Source organism: Vibrio sp. 2130-1, from assembly GCF_033339515.1.
In genome coordinates this window covers 1-516 of the sequence record NZ_JAWOUT010000735.1, presented here as the reverse complement: position 1 = coordinate 516, position 516 = coordinate 1, and the positions used below count along the sequence as shown (strand labels likewise).

1 pseudogene is annotated in these 516 nt (G+C 46.3%); it reads right to left on the bottom strand.

Going from position 1 to position 516, the window contains the following annotated elements:
• Positions 1-516 (bottom strand): annotated as a pseudogene (locus R7Q09_RS28420) (hypothetical protein); the annotation flags it as partial.

Genomic DNA, 516 nt, shown 5'->3' with positions numbered 1-516 from the left:
CGCCTAAATTTAGCTGCTGTGTACCCGGCTTCACAATTTGTGAGGCTGTCTTCACTTGCGCTGGCAGCGTTTGCCAGCTTCGAGTATCTGGTTGTTCTGTTAACGTATTCCAAACGTTGAAAAGAATATTGCCGACGTCATCGCCTTTTTTCGCTGCTTCTTTTCTGATTCGGTCTTTCGCCCAAACGCGAATGGCTTGGCGAATCACTATTGTCGTTAAGCGTTCATTCAAATCATTCTGAGCCATGGCATTAACGTCAGCCAACGTACTAGAAGGCAATGTTTTTCCATTCAAAGCCACATCACTAAAGCGTGGTGTCCCACGTTTCGGATAATAAGGTAGTGCCAATGAGTAGATTGCGCCATTGCCGCGACTGTCAAAAATAGGTAAGTCAATACGCCAACCTTGCAATGCCTCAACCACACCTTGCTCGTCAATCACAATGACGCGTCCTTGCGACTTATTTAACCCTGTCGGTGCCTTGCCATAGCGTTTTTCAAGCAGACGTAAATCTT